The sequence below is a fragment of the Nevskia ramosa DSM 11499 genome (assembly GCF_000420645.1).
GTDB lineage: Bacteria > Pseudomonadota > Gammaproteobacteria > Nevskiales > Nevskiaceae > Nevskia > Nevskia ramosa.
This window is the reverse complement of sequence record NZ_ATVI01000006.1, coordinates 867,407-885,669: the sequence shown is the minus strand read 5'-3', so window position 1 is coordinate 885,669 and position 18,263 is coordinate 867,407. Positions and strand designations below refer to the sequence as shown.

General features: G+C 65.2%; 15 protein-coding genes. 11 read left to right on the top strand and 4 right to left on the bottom strand.

Going from position 1 to position 18,263, the window contains the following annotated elements; genetic code table 11:
• Positions 1-7: 7 nt before the first annotated feature.
• The 3 genes from G513_RS0110960 to waaA form a co-directional block, all read right to left on the bottom strand.
• A complete protein-coding gene (locus tag G513_RS0110960; protein WP_022976890.1) occupies positions 8-1,318 on the bottom strand; it encodes a nucleotide sugar dehydrogenase in 1,311 nt (436 codons plus the stop codon).
• A 475-nt stretch (positions 1,319-1,793) separates the two neighbouring features.
• Positions 1,794-2,861 (bottom strand): ligase-associated DNA damage response exonuclease, encoded by a 1,068-nt coding sequence (locus tag G513_RS22575; protein WP_022976889.1) that lies wholly within the window; start codon positions 2,859-2,861, stop codon positions 1,794-1,796.
• The gene (gene waaA, locus G513_RS0110950) at positions 2,858-4,150 is read right to left on the bottom strand and encodes a lipid IV(A) 3-deoxy-D-manno-octulosonic acid transferase (protein WP_022976888.1); all 1,293 of its coding nucleotides are present in this window, start codon (positions 4,148-4,150) and stop codon (positions 2,858-2,860) included. The genes G513_RS22575 and waaA overlap by 4 nt, the downstream gene beginning before the upstream one ends.
• A gap of 52 nt (positions 4,151-4,202) precedes the next feature.
• Between waaA and lpxL the strand changes: the two genes are divergently transcribed.
• Together lpxL and G513_RS0110940 are read left to right on the top strand one after the other, a co-directional pair.
• Positions 4,203-5,141, top strand: a complete 939-nt coding sequence (gene lpxL, locus G513_RS0110945) for an LpxL/LpxP family Kdo(2)-lipid IV(A) lauroyl/palmitoleoyl acyltransferase (protein WP_022976887.1) — start codon at positions 4,203-4,205, stop codon at positions 5,139-5,141.
• A complete protein-coding gene (locus tag G513_RS0110940) occupies positions 5,138-6,199 on the top strand; it encodes a hypothetical protein (RefSeq protein WP_022976886.1) in 1,062 nt (353 codons plus the stop codon). Before lpxL ends, G513_RS0110940 begins: the two co-directional genes overlap by 4 nt.
• Here G513_RS0110940 and waaC read toward each other — a convergent pair.
• A complete protein-coding gene (waaC, locus tag G513_RS0110935; protein ID WP_022976885.1) occupies positions 6,153-7,148 on the bottom strand; it encodes a lipopolysaccharide heptosyltransferase I in 996 nt (331 codons plus the stop codon). The genes G513_RS0110940 and waaC overlap by 47 nt on opposite strands.
• Before the next feature lie 248 nt (positions 7,149-7,396).
• On the opposite strand from waaC, the gene G513_RS0110930 reads away from it, so the two are divergent.
• From G513_RS0110930 to G513_RS0110890, 9 genes are all read left to right on the top strand, one after another.
• The gene (locus G513_RS0110930; RefSeq protein ID WP_022976884.1) at positions 7,397-8,332 is read left to right on the top strand and encodes a nuclear transport factor 2 family protein; all 936 of its coding nucleotides are present in this window, start codon (positions 7,397-7,399) and stop codon (positions 8,330-8,332) included.
• A gap of 8 nt (positions 8,333-8,340) precedes the next feature.
• Positions 8,341-9,426: a L,D-transpeptidase family protein gene (locus G513_RS0110925; protein ID WP_022976883.1), complete on the top strand. Its 1,086-nt coding sequence runs from the start codon at positions 8,341-8,343 to the stop codon at positions 9,424-9,426.
• Between the two features lie 37 nt (positions 9,427-9,463).
• Positions 9,464-10,273 carry a TIGR00266 family protein gene (locus G513_RS0110920; RefSeq protein WP_022976882.1) on the top strand — a complete coding sequence of 270 codons (810 nt, stop codon included), beginning with the start codon at positions 9,464-9,466 and terminating at the stop codon, positions 10,271-10,273.
• A 1-nt stretch (position 10,274) separates the two neighbouring features.
• Complete coding sequence (locus tag G513_RS0110915) at positions 10,275-11,378, top strand: M48 family metallopeptidase (RefSeq protein WP_022976881.1); 1,104 nt, start codon at positions 10,275-10,277, stop codon at positions 11,376-11,378.
• 139 nt (positions 11,379-11,517) lie between these two features.
• Positions 11,518-13,296, top strand: coding sequence for an ABCB family ABC transporter ATP-binding protein/permease (locus G513_RS0110910; RefSeq protein ID WP_028475414.1), 1,779 nt, complete (start codon positions 11,518-11,520; stop codon positions 13,294-13,296).
• 260 nt (positions 13,297-13,556) lie between these two features.
• Positions 13,557-15,653, top strand: a complete 2,097-nt coding sequence (locus tag G513_RS0110905) for a DUF1631 family protein (RefSeq protein ID WP_022976879.1) — start codon at positions 13,557-13,559, stop codon at positions 15,651-15,653.
• 189 nt (positions 15,654-15,842) lie between these two features.
• The gene (locus G513_RS0110900; protein WP_022976878.1) at positions 15,843-16,676 is read left to right on the top strand and encodes a lysophospholipid acyltransferase family protein; all 834 of its coding nucleotides are present in this window, start codon (positions 15,843-15,845) and stop codon (positions 16,674-16,676) included.
• Positions 16,676-17,647 (top strand): SDR family oxidoreductase, encoded by a 972-nt coding sequence (locus tag G513_RS0110895; protein ID WP_022976877.1) that lies wholly within the window; start codon positions 16,676-16,678, stop codon positions 17,645-17,647. Before G513_RS0110900 ends, G513_RS0110895 begins: the two co-directional genes overlap by 1 nt.
• Before the next feature lie 84 nt (positions 17,648-17,731).
• Positions 17,732-18,256 (top strand): Dps family protein, encoded by a 525-nt coding sequence (locus tag G513_RS0110890; protein ID WP_022976876.1) that lies wholly within the window; start codon positions 17,732-17,734, stop codon positions 18,254-18,256.
• The last annotated feature ends 7 nt before the right edge of the window (positions 18,257-18,263 follow it).

Sequence of the window (18,263 nt, the reverse complement as noted above, 5' to 3'; positions counted from 1 at the left end):
AAGAAATTTACCAGCAGATACCCTGCGCATCCTCAGTCGACGTGGAGCTCATGAATCCGACGAGATCGACGAGCTTGACACCCGGCTTGAGCTTCGCAACGACATCAGCGAACTCGGAATCCTTGTTGCCCAGGACGATGACGTCGGAACTGTTGACCACTTCTTCTAGTGTCGAATGCAGCAACTTCGAGACGTGAGGGATTTTCGAGTCGATGTAATCCTTGTTGGTACCCATGACTCGGGCATGGTCGACATTACGGTCGAAAATCTTCAGCGAGTAGCCCTTGCCGATCAGCAGTTCCGCCAAGTCGACCAGCGGGCTTTCGCGCAAGTCATCGGTACCGGATTTGAACGCCAGACCGAGCAGGCCGATGTTCTTCTTGCCGAACGCAGAAATCAGATTGAACGCACGATCGACCTGGGCGACGTTGCTGCGCATGATCGCGGCGAGCATCGGGTTGTCCGATTCCACCTGCGATGAACGATAGTTCAGCGCACGCAGATCCTTCGGCAGGCAGGAACCGCCGAAGGCGAAGCCCGGCTTCATGTAATAGGCCGACAGATTGAGCTTGTCGTCTTCACAGATCAGCTTCATGACTTCGCGACCATCGACGCCGCAAGCCTTGGCAATGTTGCCGATCTCGTTGGCGAACGTGACCTTGGTGGCATGCCAGACGTTGCAGGTGTACTTGACCATTTCGGCCGTTTCGATCGGGCGGCGGAAAACCGCGGCCGGCAGCACCGAATAGATGGAAGCCAGACCTTCACCCGAGGCGGCATCCAGCTCGCCGATGATGGTCATCGGCGGCTCGCGATAATCGTCGATCGCCGTGCTCTCACGGAGGAATTCCGGATTGACCGCAACGCCGAAATCGGTGCCCGCCTTCTTGCCGGACGACTGCTCCAGCGCCGGAATCACCACGTTCTTGACCGTACCCGGCAGTACCGTGCTGCGCACGACGACGGTATGACGCGCCGTCTTGTTCTTCAGGATCGCACCGATCTCGCGACAAACTTGATCGACATAACGCAGATCGAGGTCGCCGTTGCGCTTGCTTGGGGTGCCGACGCAGATCATCGTCAGTTCCGAGCCGAGAATAGCTTCTTCGGTGTCGGTGGTCGCCCGCAGCTTGCCAGAAGCAACACCCTTGGCAAGCAGTTCACCAAGACCCGGCTCGACGATCGGAGATTGGCCGGAGTTGATCAGCTTGACTTTCAGTGCGGAAACATCGACGCCAATCACTTCGTGCCCGTAATCACTGAGGCAAGCTGCACAAACGGCACCCACGTAACCCATCCCGAAAATACTGATTTGCACGGTTTGCTCCCTAAATTCTGATCGCGGGCTCAGTAGCAAGAGCGCGCAAGAAATGATCGAAGTACAACGAGTTCATAAATCCCGAACTAGCGTCCCACGCCGCGCGTGTACCGCCAGAACCTGTGCTTGGCTTTCAGCACGTTTCGCGCCACCCGCGCGTTTCATGCTCGCAACCCGTTGGTCTGACAGCGTAATTTTTTGCTGCCTGCAGAACACCGAACGCAGACCTACCGCCGCGCGAACCCGATGCCTGTAACGCTGCACCGCAGCAAGTATACGGCGTCGACATCGCCTGTCACAGGAACAAAAGTGCACTATCGGGAGGCAATCTAGGCCCGTGTCACAAAACTGCAGCGGAGACAAGTTTTCTGTCTCCAAACTACAGTTCAGCGCAGTTACAACCAGCCGACAATTCAACAGTTAAGAAAAACTTAAGAACAGACGGGGTATCGGCCCGCTTCCTGAAATCTGTTGCCTAACTTTCTGCAGGCAGGAAGGAAGCCGGCCTTGCGGCGTCGTCGGGGTCAAGATCATCGGCAGCACCGCTCTCGCCCGCGAACTGTGTGGCCAGCATGGATGCCTCGATCCCGCGTTCACGCAGGTGGGCGATCAGCGCATCGCCGTGACCGTGAGTGACCAGCACGCGCTTCGCGCCGGTGTCGTCGATGGTGCGCAACAACGAATCCCAATCGGCGTGGTCGCTCATCACGAAGCCGCGGTCGTAGGCCAGACGGCGTTTGCCGCCACGCACTCGCATCCAGCCGCTGGCGAAGCCGGTGGAACTGGGATGCAGACGCTTCATCCAGGGCGTGCCGCTGGCGCCGGGCGGTGCCAGCACCAGCTTGCCGACAAACGACGTGCCCTTGGGCTGATTGCCGACGGCATCGGTCGGCAACATGTGAATGCCGGCTTGCCGATAGGCCTTGATCAGGCCGGGCATCGCGCCGTGCACGTAGACGGTTTCGTCGGTGAAGCGAGTCAGCTCGGCCAGCACTCGCTGCGCCTTGCCGAGTGAGTAGCAGAACAGCACGGCGGCCTGGCCATCCTGCTTGCAAGCCTGCCACCAGGCGAAGATCTCGGCGGCAACCTCGGCGGTCTCGGTCCAGCGGTAGATCGGCAGCGCGAAGGTTGCTTCGGTGATCCAGGTATCGCAGCGGAACGGTTCGAAGGGGTCGCAGCTCAAGTCGGCATCACGCTTGAAATCACCAGACACCCCCCAGACGCGGCCATCATCATGTTCGATGCGGACCTGCGCGGAGCCGAGCACGTGACCGGCCGAGTGCAGCGAGATCGTCACCTCGTTGAAGCGCAGCTTCTGGCCGTAATCGAGCGGCGTGATCGGCGACTGCTTGCCCAGCCGCTCTCGCATCAGACCCAAACCGCGCGTCGCACCCCAGTAGTGCTGGCTGCCGGTGCGCGCATGGTCGCCGTGGGCGTGGGTGATCACGGCGCGTGGCACGCCACGCCAAGGATCGATGTGGAAATCGCCTTGCGGGCAGTAGAGGCCCTCTGACCTCACGATGACGAGATCTTCTTCCTTCATGGCGATGCGGGCGTCTGCGCTTCGATGATCGCCATCAGTCGCTTCAGCGCCCCGCGATTGCCGGCGACGGCGGCTTCGCCATTGGCACCCATGGCGCGGCAGCGTTCGGGGCTGGCGAGCAGAACGGCCAGTTCTTCGGCGAGACGGGCGGCATCCTCGATCTCGATCGCCGCGTCGCGCTCCAGCAGCAGCGCGCGGGCCGCTTCGAAGTTGTGCATGTGCGGGCCGAACAGTACCGGCAGGCCGAGTGCCGCAGGCTCCAGCACATTGTGTCCGCCGATCGCCACCAGGCTGCCGCCGACAAAGGCAACGTCGGCCATCGCCAGATACAGGAACATTTCGCCCATGCTATCGCCGAGAAAGACCTGCGCGCTTTCCAGCTCCGGCGAATGGCTGGAACGATCAAGCGCGGTCAAACGCGCGCGACGTTCGGCGACCAAGCCGGCTTCCTCGATCAGCGACCACACAGCATCGAAACGCTGCGGATGACGCGGCACCAGCACCAGCAAGGCGTCTGGCTGCAACTCGACGAGCGCGGCATGGGCAGCAAGCGCCGCGGCTTCCTCGCCGTCGTGCGTCGAGGCTGCAACCCAGACCGGGCGCTCACCGAAGCGCGCACGCAGGGCCACCCCTTCGGCGATCCGGACATCAGGCAGCGCGAGATCGAACTTCAGGTTGCCGATGACTCGCACTCGTTCGCGCGGCGCGCCCAGCGTACGGAAACGGGCGGCGTCGGATTTCGACTGCGCGGCGACGCAATCGACATTGCGCAAGGTGTTCCGAGCAAAGCCATGCACCCGGCCATAGCCGCGGAAGCTGCGCGGCGACAGGCGGGCGTTGGCGATGGTCAGCGGAATGCCGCGAACCCGGCAGGCGCGGAACAGGTTCGGCCAGAGCTCGGTTTCCATCACCACCAGCTTGCCGGGACGCACCTGACTCAGGAACCGGGCGACCGCATCCGGCAAGTCATAAGGCGCATAGGAATGATGGACGCGGTCCCCGAACGCGGCCATGACCCGCGCCGAGCCGGTCGGCGTCGTCGACGTCACCCAGATGCGGCGTTCGCCGTGGCTGGCAATCAGCGCTTCGATCAGCGGCTGCGCAGCCAAGGCCTCGCCGACGGAGACTGCATGCACCCAGACGGCGATCTCCTCGCCTGGCCGCGGCACCCGCCCGAAGCGCTCACCGATGCGACTGCGATATTCAGGCAGCTCACGGCTTTTCCACAGCAGGCGCAGCAACACCAGCGGCGTCGCGAGATAGAGCAGGAGGGTGTAGAGCAGTCGCACGGGCGCCAAGAATGCGGGGCGATCGACGGGCTTGCAACGCTAAACTCCCTCGATGACTGCCCAAGCCAATCCCCCCTCGCTGCCGCGCGCGCTACTGCATCCCCGCTGGTGGCTGGCCTGGCTGCTGCTCGGCATCGGCCGGGCCTTGTGCTGGCTGCCGGTTTCCTGGCTGCTGGGGATCGGCTCGTCCCTCGGCTGGATGGTCTGGCGGCTGCTGCCGAGCCGGCGCCGGGTGACTCGTATCAATCTGCGGCTGTGCTTTCCGGAGTTCGATGAAGCACGGATCGTCGCGCTGGTCGAAGCGCATTTCCGGGCGCTGGGCATGGGCCTGTTCGAGACCTTGCTGGCCTGGCTGGCACCGGATGCGAAGCTGAAAGGCCGGCTGGAACTGCGCGGGGTCGAGCATCTCGATGCCGCGACGGCCGACGGTTCCGGCGTGCTGCTGCTGACCGGCCATTTCACCACCCTGGAAATCGCCGCCCGTTCGATCTGCCTCGCCGATCGGCCGTTCCACGCGATGTATCGGCCGGCCGACAACGTCTTCGTCGACTGGTGGATGCACCGCTGGCGCGAGCAGCGCTCGGGCCGGCCGGCGCTGCCGAAGGACGATCTGAAGAACCTGCTGCGCGCGCTGCGCAACGGCGGCGCGGTCTGGTACGCGCCGGACCAGACCCTGGAAGTGCCGGGCGCGATCTTCGTGCCGTTCTTCGGCGTGCCGGCGCTGACCCTGACCGCCACCTCGCGCCTCGCCCAGCTCGGTCGCGCCAAGGTCGTACCGTTCTTTCCGACCCGCACTGCAGATGGCCGCTACGTGGTGACCATGGGTCCGGCGCTGGACAATTTCCCGAGCGGCGATGACGCAGCCGACACCCGCCGCATCAACGCGCTGATCGAGGACGCGATCCGCATCTGCCCCGAGCAGTATTTCTGGACCCACCGGCGCTTCAAGTTCCAGCCGCCGGGTGCGCCGGACGTCTACGCCCGCGGATGAGGCTCGACGTCGTCAATCCCTGGGGTCGCGATGCGCCGGTCGACTGGCGCGACGGGCTGACGCCGCCGGGTGCGCCGGGCCACGCGCCGATCAACTACTGGGCCTGGGCCGCCGCCACGGGCGGGCGATTTCACCAGACACCGGACACCGTCGACGGCTCGGCCGACGCCGTAGTCGTGCTGCTGCGCCGGCGTGGTCTTGCCAATCTGCGCGCAGTGCGCCAGTTGAAGGCGCGCGGCTTGACGGTGTTCGTCAGCTGGAAGGAAAGCGGCAGTGCCCAGATCGAGCACCAGCTCCGCTATCCGTGGCGGCGCTGGCTGCATCGCCAGGTGCTGGCGGCCTGCGACGGCGCCTTCGCGGCCACCGAACCCGGCTTCACTCACTACCAGGAGTACGGCCTGCCTTCCGAACGCGTGCGCTTCGTCGCCACGCCGTATCCGTTCGACGAGCCGGGCTGGGATTTCGCGCAAGCCATCGACGCGCGCAGCGGCATCGTCGTCGGCACCCGGCAGTTCGATCAGCCGTCGCGACGCCACACCGAGGCGCTGCAGCTGGCGGGTCGTATCGCCCGAGCCGCCGGCACGCCGCTGACCGTATTCAATCTGGATGGCGAAGCCGGCCGTGCCCGCGTGCTGGCGGCGACGGGCGCCGTGCCGACGCTCCGCTGGGTCGAGCAACGGTTGCCGTATCCCGCGTTCCTGCAGGAACTGGCGCGGCACCGGCTGGTGATCCAGCGCGATGCCGGCTGGGTGCCGGGCCAGATCGCCGGTGATGCGCTGCTCTGCGGCATCGTCAACATCGGCGGCAACGGCGCGGTGCAGCGGCTGGCGTTCCCGGCGCTGGCCGAGCCGGAAGCCGACGAGGCGCTGCTCGAAGCGGCGGCAATCCATCTGCTGAGCGATGACGACGCCTATCGACTCGAAATCGAACAGGCGCGACAGCGTGCGGAAAGAGTGGGTTTGAGCTACGGCGGCTTCCGGGCCGAGCTTGCCGAGCTGCTCGCAGCAATGACTACAGGGGCAATGACCGCAAGGCCTCGATCACCCGCTCGCGGCTGACCGTCAGCGCCCGCTGGCGATCGATGGTCGCCGGCTGGTCCTCGTTGCAGAGCCAGTGCTGATTGCGGCCGAAGGCGCCAGTCATCTGCGGCAAGGTTGGTCCATACAAGGAGATGCCCGGCGTCGCGAGTGCGGCCGCCAGATGCATCAGCCCGGTATCGACACCGACCACGACCCTGGCATGGGCAATCCAGCCAGCGACGGCGGTCAGCCCCAGCTTCGGCAGCACCCGGCAACCCGGCGTGGCGGTGGCAATTCGTTCGGCGTCGGCGCGTTCGGCGTCGCTGCCCCAGGGCAGCATCACCGCCAGACCCTGCTGAGTCAGCCAGCGGGCCAGCGCCTGCCAGTCCGCCAGCGGCCAGCGCTTGCTCGGCCAGGTGGTGCCGTGGAGGAACACCGCATAAGGCTGACCGACGACGGGTTGCTGGAAGCGATCACGATCGAGGCCGCTGTCCGGCGGTGCATCGAGCGCCGGCGGCAATGGATAGCCGAGTGCGGCAGCGAACAGACGCCGGATCCGGGTGATCGCATGTTCCTGGCCGTGCGCCGGCACGGCATAGCGATGGCGATAAAACAGCGAGGCCAGCGGTTCGCGGGCCGACGCCCAGCTGGGCCCGGCACTCGGACCATCGGCACGACTGGCCAGCCAGGCACTCTTGACCAGCCCCTGGGCGTCGAGCACCAGGTCGTATCGGGTCTGACACAGCTCGTCACGGAAGCGTGCCCAGTCACCGTCGCGCAATGTCGCCAACGGAACCTTGCGCCAGCGCCGCAGGTCGGATGCGATGACCCGCTGGACGGCCGGATGCCAGCGCGGAATCTCGGCAAATGGCCGCTCGGCGAGCCAGTCCACCGCCAGATTCGGCACCGCGCGTATTGCGTCGGTCAGGGCCGGCAGCGCGTGAATCAGGTCACCCAGCGAGGTGGTCTTGACGATCAGCAGCTTCATTGGAACAGGGCAGGAATATGGTCGGGAGTGGCGCTTGCAGGGCGGTTTCAGTCACGGGTCAGCCCGAAACTTGCTGGTATATTCCGGGCCATCGGAAAGGCAGGGTCGCATGCCGAATGGTCTACCGGTAAATCAACCGGAAGTGCCGGCCGCCGCAAAGACCCAACCCTTGTCTTCATGGAATCGAACCAATTCAGAGGTAACGCGTGAATCGCTCAGTACGCCGTAGTGCTGCATTTCTTTTGATGATGGGCCTGACAGCATCGACGCTGCCAGCAATCGCAGCAACGCCAGTAGAAGAAGCCCAGTCCCTGATCAGCCAGGGTGATCTCGATGGCGCGCTGAAGCGCATCGATCGTTACCTCGCCGCGAGCCCGCAGGATGCCGAAGGCCGCTTCACGCGGGCGCTGATCCTGGTCAAGCAGAACAACAACGCCGAAGCGATCAAGGCTTTCACCGAGCTGACCCGCGACTATCCGCAGCTGCCCGAGCCCTACAACAACCTCGCCGTGCTGTACGCCCAGACCGGCAACTACGAGAAGGCCCGCGACGCACTCGAAGCCGCGCTCGCCACCAACCCGAGCTACGCCACCGCGCACGAGAATCTCGGCGACATCTATGCCGCGCTGGCCGGTGCCGCCTACAACCGGGCGCTGGCGCTGGACGCCAACAATGCATCGACCCGCTACAAGCTGTCGCTGCTCAGCGGCTTGACCAATGGCGGAGCGGGTCGCGCTGCGCCTGTGGCCGCTCCCGCTCCGGTCGCAGCAGCAGCGACGCCGACTGCAGCAGCGCCTGCGCCAGTCGCCGCAGCACCGGCTGCCGTTGAACCGACGGCTCCCGCTTCCAGCGATGCCGTGCTGAGAGCACTGGAAGTCTGGGCCAGAGCCTGGTCGGCCCGCGATGTCGACGCCTACCTCGCCGCCTACTCGCCGGAGTTCAGGCCCGATGGCGGCCTCGCGATCGACGAGTGGCAGCTTCAGCGCCGCGCGCGCATCGGCAAGGCCAAGATGATCAATGTCGAGCTGGTGGCGCCCGAGGTGCAGGCGATCGACGCCCAGCACGTGCGCGTGCTGTTCACCCAGGACTACTCGTCCGACACGATCTCCGACAAGGTCGGCAAGATCATCGAGCTGGCTGAAGTCGGCGGCAGCTGGAAGATCGTCCGGGAAACCACCCGCTGAGTCTGCGGTTGGGGCGGAGGCTGGCGACAGCGCTGCTGGCAACAAGCCTCCTGCTGGCAGCAGCTTCAAGCAGTGCCGACAGCACTGCCGCCGACGAGCCGCTGGTCAGGGCGGAAATTCATCCCGAAGACCGCCTTTCCGAAGCGCTGGCGGCGATGCGCGATGGCCATTACGCCGTCGCCACCCAGCAGCTAGAACAACTGCTGGGCATCGAGCCGAACTTCCGGCTCGCGCAGCTGCTGTATGCGCAGGCGCTGGCGCTGCGTTCCGGCGGCCGTGTCGATTCGCCACCGGCCAACGAGGACGATCCGCGCATCAGCGCCCTGCTTGCCGAGTATCGGAATCGCAGCGACGAGCTGCGCGCCCTGCCGGCGCCCGGTCTGGTGCCGAGCCTGCTGCTGAAGCTGGCGGACGAGATCGGCAACGTGCTGGTCGTCGATCTCGGCAAGGGCCGCGCGTATCTGATCGACAACAATGGCTCGGGCCAGTACGTGGTCCGCAACCTGTACGCCGGCATCGGCCGCAACGGCTTCGGCAAGCGCAGCGCGGGCGATCTGCGCACGCCCGTCGGCATCTATCGCGTCACCGGCTGGATGGGTGATGACCAGTTGCCGACGCTCTACGGCGCCGGCGCCCTGCCGCTGAGTTATCCGAATTCCTGGGACCGTTCGCTGGGCCGCACTGGTTCCGGCATCTGGCTGCACGGTGTGCCGACCGATACCTATGTCCGCGCGCCGCGTTCCAGCGAAGGCTGCGTGACCTTTTCGAACAACGATCTGCTCAGCCTGCGCGCGCAGCTGAGGGTCGACAGCACGCCGGTGATCCTTGCCGAGCAGCTCGACTGGGTACCGGCCGCGCAGCTCGATGCCGAGCGCGAGCCTTTGCTGAAGGCGATCGAGGGCTGGCGCAGCCAGGGCGAGATCACGCTCAGCGATCTGAGTCTGTTCGCCTATCCCGGCGAAGACGGCCTGGTTCTGGCCCAGTTCGTCCAGAATCAGGCCGGCGACAACCCGGCGTCCAACGTCCGCAGAGATCAGTACTGGCGCCTTCAGGCCGACGGCGCCTGGAAGATCGTCCGCGAGATGAATCGCTGAGCCCTCGAATCGAAGGACCTGCACCCGGAGCACCGCGATGAACATGGACCCGATCGAGTACCGCATCCACGGCAGCGATCTGCAGTACGTCGAAGTGCGTCTGGCGCCGGGCCGCTGCGCGGTTTCCGAGCCGGGCGCGATGATGTACGTCGATGACGACGTACAGGTCTCCACCGAGATCGGCGACGGCAGCGGCCGCGAAACCCATTTCCTCAGCCGCCTGTGGCGCGGCGTGCGCCGCAAGTTCAGCGGCGAATCGCTGTTCACGTCGATCTACCGCAACGACGCCGCGACGGATCGCCGCGTTGCCTTCGCAGCACCCGGCCCGGGCCAGATCGTGCCGATCGATCTCGCCGTATCCGGTGGCACCTTGATCGTGCAGCGCGGTGCCTTTCTGGCCGGCGCGCGCGGCGTCGAAGTCGGTCTGGCTTGGCAGAAGCGCATTCGCGTCGGCCTGTTCGGCGGCGAGGGATTCATCATGCAGAAGCTCACCGGCAATGGTGTGGCTTTCGTCCATGCCAGTGGCGCGCTGACCGAGATGCAGCTGGCGCCCGGCCAGAGCCTGAGAGTCGATACCGGCTGCCTGGTCGCGCTGCAAAGCTCGGTGCGCTACGACATCAAGTACGCCGGCAAGATCAAGACCGCACTGTTCGGCGGCGAAGGCCTGTTCTTCGCCCAGCTGTCCGGCCCCGGCACCATCTGGCTGCAATCGATGCCGCTGAAGCGCCTGAGCCGCACCTTGCTCGGCATGGCGGCCACGGCGAATCCGACGGGCCGCATCGGCTGGTTCCTGGTGATCATCGCGGTGGCGGTGATCAACATTCTGACCATGGACATACCGGTCTGAGATGAGCCAGTCCTTCGCCGCGCTGCTCTATGGACGCGATCTGCCGCCGGCCGGGCTGAAGGTGAGCGCGCAGTTCGTCGGCGATCGCCTGCAGGTTGGCGGCGATCTGCGCCTGGAAGCGGCGGCCGATGCGATCACCATCGAAACCGGCGGCTTCGATCACGACACGCTCTACCTCGGCTGGACCGATGCCACGCGCGGCCGGCTATCGCTGGCGCCCCTCGATGCGGTGGCACGCGCCACCCTGATCGCCAGCGCACCGGCCTCGCTCGAAGCAGCACTGCGCCGGTACGTGCGCAGTGGCCGGAACGATCGTGGCAAATGGCTGCTGCTCGGCGGGCTGGCTGGCACCCTGGCGCTGCTGGTGATCAGCGTGGTGCTCGGCTACGGGCTGATCGTCGACTGGGCCGTGCGCATGGTGCCGCCCGAGGTCGAGGAGAAGCTCGGCAAATCGACGATGACCGAACTGCGGCAGTCCGGAAAACTGCTCGAGAACGGGCCTGCCGTCGAGGCCGTCAGCAGCGTCGGCAACAAGCTCACCGCCGGCTCGCGCTACCACTATCACTGGGCGGTGCTCGAAGACCCGAGCATCAACGCCTTCGCCGCACCCGGCGGTTACGTCGTCGTTCATCGCGGTCTTATCCTGGCGGCGAAGACGCCCGAGGAACTGGCCGGCGTACTCGCTCACGAGGTGCAGCACGTCGAGAATCGCCACACGCTGAAGGCGATGGTTAACGGCCTCGGCTGGGCGACGATGGCCACCGTGCTGCTCGGCGACGTCAGCGCCATGGCCGGCATGCTCGCCTACCAGGTCGGCACCACCCACTACAGCCGCGATCTCGAAACCGAAGCCGATACCCAGGGGCTGGCGGCGCTGGCTCGCGCCGACATCGCCCCCGAAGGGATGGCGACCTTCTTCCGGACATTGGCCAAGGAAGCGCCGCAGATGCCGATCGCGCTGCTGTCCAGCCATCCGGCCACCGAGGAGCGCATCGCCGCGATCGAAGCCGGCATCCAGGCGCTGCCGAAGAAAGACTATCCACCGCTGGCGATCGACTGGCCGGCGGTGAAAGCCAGCCTCGAAGCGAACGACAAGGCGCCCTAGGAACAACCCGAAATCGCCTGCGGCTTGAACCGGCCGCGTTCAGCGCAACATACCGCTGCCTACCCCTCCGGATTGCACTGCCTTGTCCCGTCCCGGCCACCGCCGTACTCCCGATACCGGCGACGCTGCCGAAGACGCGATCGTCGAGCCCTCGCTGGGCAAGGCGCTGATCGCGCTGAAGCCCTATCTCGCCGAATTTCCGGGCCGCCTCGCGCTGGCGCTGAGCCTGCTGTTCATCGCCAAGATCGCCGGCGTCTGGCTGCCGCAGCTGATGAAGCAGCTGGTCGATGACCTCGGCCCGCGCGAAGGTCTGGTGCTGGTGGTGCCGGCGGCCTTGCTGCTCGCCTACGGCGCATTCCGTTTCCTGAACGTGCTGCTCGGTGAACTGCGCGATCTGGTTTTCGGCCGGGTGGCCGAACGCGCCCAGCGCCGCGCCGCGCTGAAAGTGTTCGAGCATCTGCACCGGCTCGATCTGGAATTCCATCTGTCGCGGCGCACCGGCGCCTTGAGCCGAGACATCGAGCGCGGTGTCGACGGCATCAATTTCCTGCTGCGCTTCCTGACCTTCAACATCGTGCCGACCCTGTTCGAAATCGCCCTGGTCGCCGGCATCCTGTGGAAGCAGTACGACGGCCGTTTCGCGGCGATCGCCGGCGTCTCGGTGGTGCTCTACGTCGCGTTTTCGGTCTGGGTGACCGAGTGGCGCACCAAATTCGTGCGCGCGGCGAACACCATGGATTCGAAAGCCAACACTCGCGCGATCGATTCCCTGCTCAACTACGAAACGGTCAAATACTTCGGCAACGAACGCTGGGAAGCCGAGCGCTACGACGACAGCATGGCCGCCTGGGAACGCGCGACCTCGCAGAACCGGATGTCCCTGTCGGCGCTGAACACCGGCCAGGCGCTGATCGTCGCCGGCTCGATCACGGCGATGATGTGGCTGGCAGCGGCGGAAGTGGTCGGCGGCGCGATGACTGTCGGCGGCTTCGTCGCCGTCAACGCCTACATGATCCAGCTGTTCGTGCCGCTGAACTTCCTCGGCTTCGTCTACCGCGAAATCCGCCGCGCGCTGACCGACATGCAGAAGATGTTCGGCCTGATCGAGCAGCCGGCGAAGATCGTCGACGCGCCCGACGCGATGCCGTTGCTGCGCACCACCGGCGGCAGTCCGGCGATTCGCTTCGATGATGTGCGCTTCGGCTACAGCGCGAGCCGCAACATCCTGAGCGGCGTCAGCTTCGTGATCGCACCAGGCAAGAAACTCGCGGTGGTCGGCGCCAGCGGCGCCGGCAAATCGACCCTGGCACGGTTGCTGTTCCGCTTCTACGATCCCGATCATGGCTCGATCAGCATCGACGGCGTCGATCTCCGCGCCATGCCACAGGACAGCCTGCGCCGGCTGATCGGCGTGGTGCCGCAGGACACCGTGCTGTTCAACGACACCATCGAATACAACATCGCCTACGGCAGGCCGGGCGCGAGCCGTGCCGAAGTCGAACGCGCCGCCAAGCTCGCTCATCTCGATGGCTTCATCGCTCGGCTGCCGCAGGGCTACGAGACGCACGTCGGCGAGCGCGGCCTGAAAGTCTCCGGTGGCGAGAAGCAGCGCATCGCCATCGCCCGCGCCCTGCTCAAGGACCCGCCGATCCTGATCCTGGACGAAGCAACCTCGTCGCTGGACTCGCGCGCCGAGGCAGCGATTCTCGACGCGCTCCAGGCAGCAACCGAACGACGCACGACGCTGGTCATCGCCCATCGGCTGTCGACGATCACCGATGCCGACACCATCGTCGTGCTCGATCAGGGCGTAGTCGTCGAACACGGTTCGCATGCCGGCCTGCTCGCCGCGAATGGCGCTTATGCTCGCCTGTGGAATCTGCAACTGGGCGAGCAGATTGGCATTCCTGCGGGATGACTGAATGGGTACTTTTGTCAGTTGTGTAAAGACGCTGGTCATCGCTATAGCGCCCTGCGATGATCCGGCTGAACGCGATTCATCCGCCTGCGAAAAATTCACGCAAGTGCTTTGATCCGTGGACAAAATCGTTTAGCAGCTCCGGCATCGTGCACGATGCCCCATAAAGTGGCAGCCATGACCCGGGACCCTTTCAGCAAGCACGGCTGTGTCTGGCGCGCGCGCTTCGCGCAGCCAGGCTGTGCCATGGCTGAAGGACGATGGAAATGGTGAACGGCAACCCGAAAGTGGTGAGTCTGCTGCGCGGCAAGAGCAAGCCTGCCGAAGGCACGGCGCAACTGGTCGAGACCCTGCGTCTGCAGGTGGTCGAAGCTTTGCGCGAGCGGCTCAACATCATGTTCGATGGTGCCGATGATCTGCTCTTCGAGTTTGCCGAACGCGCTACCAACAACCAGGATCGTCGCCTGTTCTTCGACACCATGCGGGCCGTGCGTCTCGACCGCAAGAACATGACCACGCGGTTCTGCGACAACTACAGCAAGGGCTTCGATGCGGCGTTCCCAGCCACTGGCAGCCGGGAAGCTGACGGCGAGCTGAGCCTGCAGAAGAACGAGGCCGTCGAGCTCGATATCGCCGTCTCGAACATGGCAGCCAAGGCCGATGGCCTCTACAAGACCACGCTCTGGGACATCGGCGGCCGGGTCAAGACGCTGGTCGAGAATCATCACGCGCCGATGTCGATCGACGCGCTGGCGCCGCTGACCATCTGCCGCGCGTTCCGATCGGCCGCCGAGACCCTGAACGTCGGCTCGGATGTCGAACTGGTGGTGTTCAAGCTGTTCGATCGCCTGGTGATCAGCGAGCTTGCCGATCTCTACTTCAAGGCGCTGAACTTCCTGAAGCAGCAGGGCGTGCAGTCCGCCCATCTCGGCCATGCGCCGAACGCACGCCCGGGCGGAACCTTGCGCGGCGACATGCCGACCGGCGAGGCCACCGCCACTCACGCACCGCGCGGCTTCTCCGATTCCCCGCAATTCGGCCAGACCGCGGCCCAGCCGGATTTCCGCGCGCCGGCGGGTCTTGCGGCGTCGATGATGACGTCGCCAACCTTGGACCCGCAGTCGCTGGCCAGCCTGCAGCGCCTCGGCGCGACGACGCCCGACGCCGCCGCGTACTCGAACGCCAGCCTTGCCGCCGATCTCGCCGCCGCCTCGCAGGGCCTGACCATCCTCGGCTGGACGCCGCGCCAGACCGCTGCCTACGTGCAGCGCGCCAGCCTGGTCGGCCACATGTTCAACGACATCCTCGCCGACCCCAACCTGCCGAACCCGCTGCGCGTGCAGTTCGACGGCCTGCGCCTGTCGACGATGAAAGTGGCGCTGAAGGACGTCGCCTTCATCAGCGATCCGGATCATCCGGTCAGAGGCCTGATCAACGAGCTGGCGACCATGGCCTCGACGGCCAGAACCGGCGGCCCGGAGCATCAGTCCCGCATTGCCGAGCTGGTGTCGCAGATCCAGCGGCAGTTCGATATCGCCGCCGAGTCGCTGCGCAAGCCGCCGCCGGAGATCGAGCTGATCGCCACCGATCAGGCCGAACGCTTCATCGAGGAGCAGATGGCGCAGACGGCCACCCGCCGCCAGGCGATCGTCGCCAAGGTGCGCCGGATCATCGCCGGTGAGCTGCATTTGCGAACTTCCGGCACCACGATCAGCGACGAGGTGCGGCCACTGCTGAACTCGCTGTGGGCGCCGATGATGGCGATGCACCTGCTGCATCACGGGCCCGAAAGCGCCGAGTGGAAACAGGGCTTCGCCGAGCTCGATCAGATCGTCGCGATGCTCGATCCGGCCCGCGACGATCAGCGCAGCGAGGCGCTGCGGCGCGAGCTGCGTGCCGAACTGGCCACGGCGTTCAAGGCCGTCGGCCTCGCCGAAGGCCGCATCAACGATGCGCTGAACGGCTTCGAGGCTGCGCTCGGCAAGTTGATCCATCCGGGCCAGCGGAACCAGCCGCCCGCCGATCCGACAACGGACGCAGCTCCTCCACCGGTGCTGCATGCCGCGACCGCTGCCGACGCAACCGAAAACGTCACCGAGCTGCTCGAACAACTGGTACAGCCCGGCGCCTGGTTCCTGGTCCACGATCACGATCGCAACGAAGGCCGCTGGATGAAGGCGGTGGCCTATTACGCCGGCCTCGACTGCGCCGCCTTCGCCGAATTCGATGGCAGCAATACCCTGCTGCTGAAGTCGCGGATGCTGCTCGACGATCTGCTGGTCCGGCGCACCGTGCCGATCGATCTCGACCCCGCCGCCCGCGCCGCGCTCGATCGCTACCTGGCGCGCGCCGCCTGATCGTCGTCTGCGCAGCACTCGTGAAGCAGTCCTCGCAATAAAGCCGCCGCAGCATCTTCCCGGCACCAGGCTTTTGCACTAAGTTGATGCGAGGCGACCGCTCAAGGTCTGAAGAGTCCGGATCGAAGCTTGATCAGGTCTTCGAACAGGCCAGCAGGTCGACCGTCCAGAAAAATTCAACCACACATCATGCTCAGTCTCGGCTCGCTCGACGTGAAGCAGCGCATCGCCGCCAAGCTGGTCACTGCCGACATCGAAGCGTTGGTAGCCAGCATTCCGAAGCCCGTCGGCAGCTTCGGCTATGACCCCTGGGGCTACAACGAAGACACCTTCAAGCTCGCCCTCGGCGCTGCGAAGCGGCTCTACGATCATTACTTCCGGGTCACCGCCCACGGCCTGGAAAACATCCCGAGCGCGGGCCGGGTGCTGATCGTCGGCAATCACAGCGGCCAGTTGCCGATGGATGGCGTGCTGGTGGGTGTGGCCGCCGCGACCAATCCGCACGGCCCGCGTCTGGCCCGGGCGATGATCGAGCGCTTCTTCCCCACCGTGCCCTGGCTCGGCAACTTCCTGAACGCGCTCGGCGGCGTCATCGGCGATCCGGTGAACTGCTCGAAGATGCTCGACATGGATGAAGCGATCATCGTCTACCCGGAAGGCATTCGCGGCTCCGGCAAGCTGTATCGCAAGCGCTACCAGCTGCAGCGCTTCGGCAACGGCTTCATGCATCTGGCGATGAACCACCACGCGCCGATCGTGCCGGTGGGCATCGTCGGCTGCGAGGAAACCATGCCCGCGGTCATCAATCTGGCGCCGATCGCGAAGCTGCTGGGTCTGCCCTATCTGCCGATCGTGCCCAGCCTGCTGCCGCTGCCGGCGCGGGTGTATCTGAACTTCGGCAAGCCGATGCATTTCTCGCCGGCGGCCAGCGAGGCCGAGGTGACCGAACAGGTGGAAACGGTGAAAACCGAACTGCGCCGGCTGATGCAGCTCGGCCTCGAAGAACGCACGAGCCTTTACTGATGGCAACGAAAACCGGCAGCCGCGCTGCCCCGAAGAAGACCGTGCTGGTGACCGGCGCCGCCGGCTCGCTGGCCAAGCGGGTGATTGCCCGCCTGCATGGCCAATACAACGTCATCGCCGTCGATTTCCGCCGCAAGGTGGAAACCGATGCCGGCATCCCGAGTTATCTGGTCGAGCTGCACAAGCGCGGCTTCGAGGACATCTTCGCCAGTCACAAGGTCGATGCGGTGATCCACATCGGCCGCATCTTCGCGCATGAGAAAACCCGCCAGCAGCGCTACAACGCCAATGTGCTCGGCTGCAAGCGGCTGCTGGACCTGTGCCGCAAGTACAAGGTCGGCCAGGTGATCATCCACTCGACGTACTACGTCTACGGCGCCAGCGCCTACAACCCGGCGCTGATCGACGAGGACGCGCCGCTGAAGGCCAGCGAGGTGACTCAGGATCTGGTCGACTCGGTGGAACTGGAAAGCCTCGCCAACATCTATCTGTGGAAGCATCCGGAGCTGAACATCACCATCCTGCGGCCCTGCAACGTGCTCGGCCCGGGGGTGCGCAACACCATGTCGATCCTGCTGTCGCGCAGTCTGGTGCCGGTGCTGATCGGCTTCTCGCCGCTGATGCAGTTCCTGCATGTCGACGACATGACCGACGCGATGATCGCCGCTTTCGAGCAGAACAAGCCGGGCATCTACAACGTTGCGCCGGATGATTACGTGCCGTATCAGGAAGCGGTGGCCCAGTGCGGCTGCCGCAAGCTGCCGGTGCTGTCGATCCCGCCGTCGTTGCCGAAATTTGTCGCCTCGGTGCTGAACTGGAACGCGTTCTTCCCGCCCTATCTGGTCAACTACTTCAAGTATCCGGTGATCCTCGACGGCCGCCTGTTCCGCGAAACCTTCTCCTGGCGCCCGCGGCGCAACCTCAACGACATCTTCACCTACTACCGCAAGCAGAAACTCAGCGCGAGCTAGTCTCCATAGCCAGCCGAACCGGGATCACCGGCAGCGGTCTGACCGGTACCTTTCCAACCCGCCCACCTCCTGACAGGAAACCCCATGAGCAAGGAAAAGACCAAACCGAAGGCGCCGAAGCTGGCTCCGGCCACCAGCGAAGCGACGATCGACATCGGCATCAGCAAGGCCGACCGTGCCGCGATCGCCCACGGCCTGTCGCGCCTGCTGGCCGACGAATACACGCTGTATCTGAAGACCCACAACTTCCACTGGAACGTCACCGGGCCGATGTTCAACACGCTGCACCTGATGTTCATGGGTCAGTACACCGAGTCATCGCTGGCGGTGGATCTGGTCGCCGAGCGCATTCGCGCGCTGGGCTTCCCGGCGCCGGGCACCTATAGCCAGTACGCCAAGCTGTCGAGCATCGACGAGGACGAAGGCGTGCCGGCGGCGATGGACATGGTCAAGAAACTGGTCAAGGGCCACGAGGCCTGCGCGAAAACGGCGCGTTCGGTATTCCCGCTCGCCGAAAAGGCCAGCGACGAGCCGACCGCGGACCTGCTGACCCAGCGCCTGCAGCTGCACGAAAAGACCGCCTGGATGCTGCGCTCGCTGCTCGAATGATCGAGCC

Bases quoted from the DNA above. Each gene is read 5' to 3' on its own strand.
- G513_RS22575 (WP_022976889.1), bottom strand. From the start codon at position 2,861: ATGAAGGAAGAAGATCTCGTCATCGTGAGGTCAGAGGGCCTCTACTGC.
- lpxL (WP_022976887.1), top strand. From the start codon at position 4,203: ATGACTGCCCAAGCCAATCCCCCCTCGCTGCCGCGCGCGCTACTGCAT.
- G513_RS0110940 (WP_022976886.1), top strand. From the start codon at position 5,138: ATGAGGCTCGACGTCGTCAATCCCTGGGGTCGCGATGCGCCGGTCGAC.
- waaC (WP_022976885.1), bottom strand. From the start codon at position 7,148: ATGAAGCTGCTGATCGTCAAGACCACCTCGCTGGGTGACCTGATTCAC.
- G513_RS0110930 (WP_022976884.1), top strand. From the start codon at position 7,397: ATGGGCCTGACAGCATCGACGCTGCCAGCAATCGCAGCAACGCCAGTA.
- G513_RS0110920 (WP_022976882.1), top strand. From the start codon at position 9,464: ATGAACATGGACCCGATCGAGTACCGCATCCACGGCAGCGATCTGCAG.
- G513_RS0110915 (WP_022976881.1), top strand. From the start codon at position 10,275: ATGAGCCAGTCCTTCGCCGCGCTGCTCTATGGACGCGATCTGCCGCCG.
- G513_RS0110905 (WP_022976879.1), top strand. From the start codon at position 13,557: ATGGAAATGGTGAACGGCAACCCGAAAGTGGTGAGTCTGCTGCGCGGC.
- G513_RS0110900 (WP_022976878.1), top strand. From the start codon at position 15,843: ATGCTCAGTCTCGGCTCGCTCGACGTGAAGCAGCGCATCGCCGCCAAG.
- G513_RS0110895 (WP_022976877.1), top strand. From the start codon at position 16,676: ATGGCAACGAAAACCGGCAGCCGCGCTGCCCCGAAGAAGACCGTGCTG.
- G513_RS0110890 (WP_022976876.1), top strand. From the start codon at position 17,732: ATGAGCAAGGAAAAGACCAAACCGAAGGCGCCGAAGCTGGCTCCGGCC.